The 5,643-nt window shown below is 44.0% G+C and carries 6 protein-coding genes and 1 pseudogene; all 7 read left to right on the top strand.

The genetic code is table 11. The features are described 5' to 3' along the window. Positions 1-77: 77 nt before the first annotated feature. Positions 78-994 (top strand): annotated as a pseudogene (locus tag PY479_RS17360) (IS3 family transposase); the annotation flags it as partial. Positions 995-1,406: 412 nt separating this feature from the next. After that, the gene (locus tag PY479_RS17355) at positions 1,407-2,609 is read left to right on the top strand and encodes an IS256 family transposase (RefSeq protein ID WP_275484517.1); all 1,203 of its coding nucleotides are present in this window, start codon (positions 1,407-1,409) and stop codon (positions 2,607-2,609) included. A gap of 228 nt (positions 2,610-2,837) precedes the next feature. Continuing rightward, positions 2,838-3,197 (top strand): SOS response-associated peptidase family protein, encoded by a 360-nt coding sequence (locus tag PY479_RS17350; RefSeq protein WP_343377256.1) that lies wholly within the window; start codon positions 2,838-2,840, stop codon positions 3,195-3,197. After that, a complete protein-coding gene (locus PY479_RS17345) occupies positions 3,131-3,403 on the top strand; it encodes an SOS response-associated peptidase family protein (protein WP_275484516.1) in 273 nt (90 codons plus the stop codon). The genes PY479_RS17350 and PY479_RS17345 overlap by 67 nt, the downstream gene beginning before the upstream one ends. Positions 3,404-3,549: 146 nt before the next feature. Further along, positions 3,550-4,266, top strand: a complete 717-nt coding sequence (locus tag PY479_RS17340; RefSeq protein ID WP_275484515.1) for a hypothetical protein — start codon at positions 3,550-3,552, stop codon at positions 4,264-4,266. A gap of 165 nt (positions 4,267-4,431) precedes the next feature. Continuing rightward, positions 4,432-5,142: an HNH endonuclease gene (locus tag PY479_RS17335; RefSeq protein WP_275484514.1), complete on the top strand. Its 711-nt coding sequence runs from the start codon at positions 4,432-4,434 to the stop codon at positions 5,140-5,142. 317 nt (positions 5,143-5,459) lie between these two features. Next, positions 5,460-5,585: a hypothetical protein gene (locus tag PY479_RS17330; RefSeq protein ID WP_275484513.1), complete on the top strand. Its 126-nt coding sequence runs from the start codon at positions 5,460-5,462 to the stop codon at positions 5,583-5,585. The last annotated feature ends 58 nt before the right edge of the window (positions 5,586-5,643 follow it).

The raw sequence follows: 5,643 nt of genomic DNA, 5'->3' as shown, positions 1-5,643 counted from the left end.
CATAGACACTCCTTAAAGATAGGTCTAAGCCTATCGCTTAACTAATGAGTGTCCGTTTTAATTGGGGGCTATTACAGGCCCGACTAAGAGAGCTTGAAGCTGAAAATGCTCGTCTTAAAAAAATGTATGCCGAAGAGCGTTTAAAGGCCGAAATCATTCAGGAAGCAATGGCAAAAAAGTGGTAAAGCCGTCGCAACGTAAAGCGATGGCGCAACATGCGGTTGCCAATCGCCAAGTGACTATTCGCTTGGCTTGCGCTGCATTTTTTATCAGTGAAACCTGTTACCGATATCAACCTGTTAACGATGATGAAAATGCGCAGATCGCGGATTTACTTGTTGAGTTAACCGAGAAAGAAACCGATTGGGGCTTTTGGCAGTGCTTTCATTACCTCCGCAACGTCAAAGGTTTTGGTTGGAATCACAAGCGTGTATATCGAATTTACTGCGATTTGGCGTTAAATCTGCGGATAAAGCCCCGCAGAAGATTAAAACGAAACGCACCAGAGCCGCTGAAAGAGCCAACTAAACCGAACCAAGTTTGGTCGATAGATTTTATGCATGACCAGTTAGCAGATGGTCGAAGCTATCGGTTATTTAATGTCATTGATGACTTTAAACGAGAAGGTCTTGCGATAGAAGCCGGGGTCTCGCTACCCGCGGTGCGGGTAATTCGGACGCTCAACCAACTCCTTGAATGGCGAACAACACCGAAGGCGATCCGTTGTGACAATGGGCCAGAGTTCATCAGTCACGAATTTACAGAATGGGCGAAAAAGCATGGGATCCGAATTGATTACATTCAACCTGGCAAGCCTCAGCAAAATGCCTACATCGAACGACATAACCGAACGATGAGATACAGTTGGGTCAGTAAACATTTATTTGATACGCTTGAAGAAGTTCAGGACTACGCCACTAAATGGCTATGGTTCTATAATCATGAACGGCCACACAAAGCCAATGGAGGAAAGCCACCTTTGATGGCTGCTTAATCTCTACTTTTAACTACGGTTAAAAATGGGAGGATTACCAACGCAAGGCTGCAAGTGATGATGAAATACGGGCCATTCCAGTCAATTAAACAAAAGGCCTATCAAATCCATTCAACCGACCACTAATGCATCGTCTGATTGAGGTATTAGATGCGCACAGGAAATTGTGCTTTGGTAAGTGAAATTATTAAGGAAGAGTGTAATGGCGTTAGTTAACGAAGTGAGTTCAAGAAGTGTTGCAAATGTACTTGTATGTGAGGTGACATCAAGGAGTGTTGCTGATCTGTTAGTTTGCCGCGTTGATTCCCGGTCAATTGCTTCAGGTAATGACGGGCTATGGTGTGAGGTTAACTCACGGTAGTGTTTAGAAATCTGTGTCATTTCAGTATTATGTATAAAACAGGAATGATACATGACAACCAACTTCGACTTAGAACAAGCCATTAAAGCACTTCAGTCTGGACAAGATTTAACAGGCAAAGATGGTTTCTTAACCCCTCTCATCAAGCAGATCACCGAAGCTGCCTTAAAAGCAGAGCTGGAACAACATCTGGAAAGTGACGACCAGCCTAACCGTAAGAATGGCTCCACCAAGAAAACCGTTAAGTCATCTGTCGGTACATTCGAACTCGATACGCCGCGTGATCGCAGTGGTTCATTTGAGCCTCAATTAGTTAAGAAGAACCAGACTAAACTGACCGACGAAATTGACCGTAAGATTTTATCCATGTTCTCACTGGGCATGAGCTACCGCGATATTCGGGGGCATGTCGAAGATATGTATGGCGTAGATGTTTCTGAAGCCACGATATCCAGCATTACCGACAGTTTGATACCTCAGCTAAAGGAATGGCAGCAACGGCCTCTGGATGGTATTTATCCTTTTGTCTTGCTCGACGCAATCCACTATAAAATCAAAGAAGAAGGTCGCTACGTTAGCAAAGCGATATACACCATTTTAGGGTTGAACATTGACGGCAAAAAGGAACTGCTGGGTCTTTACCTGTCTGAGTCTGAAGGGGCTAACTATTGGCTTTCAGTGCTGACCGATCTACATAACCGAGGCGTTAAAGATATCCTAATTGCATGCGTGGATGGCTTAACTGGCTTTCCTGAAGCCATTTCCACGATTTATCCAGATACAGAAGTTCAGCAGTGCATCATTCACCAGCTGCGTAACTCAATGAAATATGTAGCCTCGAAGCACCAGAAGGAGTTCATGGCAGATCTAAAACCAATCTACCGCGCCGTAAGCAAAGAGGCTGCGGAGATGGCGCTGGAACACTTAGAATCGAAATGGGGTCACCAGTACCCAATCGTGCTACGCTCCTGGCGAAATAAGTGGCTAAATCTATCCGTTTACTTCAAGTACCCAGAATACGTACGTAAGGCCATCTACACAACGAATGCCATTGAGGCGGTACACCGTCAATTCCGTAAGTTGACTAAAACGAAGGGTGGTTTCCCGAACGAAAACAGCTTGCTTAAGCTTCTGTACGCTGGGATATTGAACGCCTCTAAGAAATGGACAATGCCCATTCAGAATTGGAATATGACATTGTCGCAATTGGTAATTCACTTTGAAGGGCGCCTAGACGAGCTCTTAGATATTTAGCCCTAATTAGCTGACACAGAATTCTGAACGCCCTCTAACTCACGTAGTGTAGCAACTTCGCTAATTCATTGAGTTTCCTCCCGCAGTATTGCTGATTTATTGGTTTGTTTTGTTGATTCCAGGTCTGTAGCCGGGTGGCAGAGAGACCATCCACTGAAAGGTAAGCTGTAAGAACCTAACAAAGCATTTAGGAGTGATTTCTGATGCTTTGGATTGAGTAAATAGACTATGTGTGGCCGACTAAACGTTATCAACGATCCTTTGTGTGGCTGGGTGATGGATCAGTTAGGGATATCCTTTCAAACGGTGACCAACCGCGACCTGCTGCCGACACAAATGGTTTCAACGGTTGGCATGACGTCTATTGGCCTATCTCAGATTGATAGCGTTTGGGGGATTAAACCCGAATGGTCGAAGCAGCTGCTTATCAACGCCAAAGCAGAAACCGTCCGAGAAAAGAAAACCTTCGCTTCTGCCTTCAAACATCACCGCGTTCTCGTTCCTTGCTCGGGGGGGTATGAATGGCGCAGGAAGAAGGGCGCAAGCAAAAATACGCTTTTGGTTTGCCAGGTGGTGAACCGATATTAATGGCTGGCATTTTGTTTCCATCAGAACGCGGCCAGCAGTTAGTCACGTTAACTACCTCCCCAACAGAACAAGCTGCCCAATACCATTCAAGAATGCCGTTGCTAGTGAGCCCAAACGATGTTGACTTCTGGTTTAACTCGGCACCCGAAGAACTTGATCCGATATTGCGCACGCCAGAGTTGAACCTACTGATAGACGCTGCTTAATTCGATGGTCAGTGACCAAGATAATCCCAAGATCGTGATTTTGGACATATGACGAAAATGGATTGTTAGTCAGGTAGTTACGAGCTACATTTCCTCCTACACATTGGAAGATGCAAAACAACCTTTGATTAAGGACTAGATCCCCCATGGTTGAAAAGGAACAACTGCCTAGCTTTGCTGAAAACGTCCTTAAGCACATTTTGGATGATATCGGCGAAGTTGTTTACAGCTCACATGAAACCCTCAAGAAAGGCGACATTTACCTCTTGGGATTGAATCCTGGTGGTAGCGGTCAAGAGCATCCAGAAACAAAATCTCCGTATACCATTAGAACTCATCTTGAGCGCATGCTTAGGCGACACGAAAACTCATACTATGATGAAAGTTGGACAAATGGTCAGTCGAATTACCCTAAGGGTGGTGCGCCACTTCAGAAGCGGGTTATAGCGCTATTAGAAGGAATCGGCGCTGATCCTAAGACTGTCTGTGCATCCAATATCATATTCAAAACATCTCGTAGTTCTGCCGAACTGTGCTTTGGCCTAGCGGGACTATGTTGGCCAGTCCATGAGGCCATTTTGAAAATTGTCCAGCCAAGTTTAATCCTTACTTATGGCATCAATAAGGTTTCTGCCTATGAGTTTCTGAAGACCTTATTTTTGAAAGGGGATGAACTGCCTCCTCAACCAGCATCACATGGGAAATGGAATTGCCGCGGGTTCCACTGTGAGATTGATGGTAATCCGACATTCGTTGCAGCCGTTCCACACCTCAGTTACTACAGCCCGACCAATAAGCACGATGTGTTTAAGTGGATCGTGGATAATCAGAAGAAAGCTCAAGCTCGACAAAATAGAATGTAGTCGCACCAAGATAATCCCAAGATCGTGTTTTCAGTAATGTGACGTAATGTTGTTGTAAATCAGACTATTGCTGGTTACATTTCCTCCTACACAGCGGAAGAGGCAAGTCCGCAATTCAGGCTTCTTTCTAGAAGGCTATATTTGTATATAAAATGAGGTGATGAAGTGGTTGCGAAGAAGGAATCTAGAACTAGTTTCGTCAACAGGGTTATGGGGTTGTCATTCAACGGTACACAGGGGAAATATTCGTATTGTAATGACGAAACTAAGCAAATTCTCTTTAGTTTGAATTCATCTAATGATGACCCTTACTTAATATTGAGTCCTGATTGGCATGGCTATAGCCACTCAATTAAACATATCAACAAGGTGATAAATGAAGGTTATGATTTACTAGTCTTCAAAACTAAAACCCGTAGAAATAAGAATGGCGAGGTAGTAGCGGATGGTTTTGACCCATACGTAGAACAGAGAAAACTGATGTCTCGCGGTGATGAATTTCTTGCTGTTCCATTAGAGATTACATTTGAAGATGTTGATGAGGCGTTTAGAGAAAAGGTCATAAAATCTTCAAATGATTCTGCCGAAGATCGTCGTAAGCGTTTGAAAAATGCTCAATCCAAACCAAAAAAAATAGTCCTATCAGCCATAGTTTATGACAGAAATCCTGACGTAGTAGCCGAGGTTCTCGACAGAGCTCATGGTTGTTGTGAAAAGTGTAAGAATCCAGCTCCATTTAACCGAAAGTCAGATGGTAGTCCTTACTTAGAAGTACACCATAAAATTCCACTATCGAAAGATGGTGATGATACTGTTGATAATGCAATAGCTCTTTGCCCTAATTGCCATAGAGAATTGCACTACGGTCGTTTATAGAGGTTTCCTTAAGTCGCGGTGATTCATTTTTTGACTGATATTGGTGTGGCATTAAGTGATTGAATTGTTGACGTTTCAAAAAAAGAGGTTTATTCTGCTCCTGACGATGGGATAAATCCATATGAAAGCCGCTCACTGAAGCGGCTTTTTTACGTTCTAGCCTCGGCATTTGCCGGGGCTTTTTCGTTTCTGCCATTCACTACGCACTAGCAGGCGTTCATAACCAAGAGCCTATAGAGAATGAGCCTGAGAGATGTCGTTTTCTCTTGGGGCGGTATCTCTGTGCTAGCAGGCTCATTCTCTATAGGAGCTTTACCATGACTTATCGAGTAGACGCGGCATTGGACTTTCATCGGCTAATTACAGTCCCGAATGGCACTCCTGTTACTGACTCGTTGTTGGTTGCCAAAGCGTTTGGTAAGCGTGTACTAGCTCAGACCTGATCTGACAGTTACCCATTTTTCTGGTGCCTCCGTCAGATTAGATTTGAGCTAAATTCTT

Source organism: Shewanella sp. A32, from assembly GCF_029167175.1.
Taxonomy (GTDB): domain Bacteria; phylum Pseudomonadota; class Gammaproteobacteria; order Enterobacterales; family Shewanellaceae; genus Shewanella; species Shewanella yunxiaonensis.
Note: the sequence above shows the minus strand (reverse complement) of the source record. Positions and strands in the feature narration are given on the sequence as shown.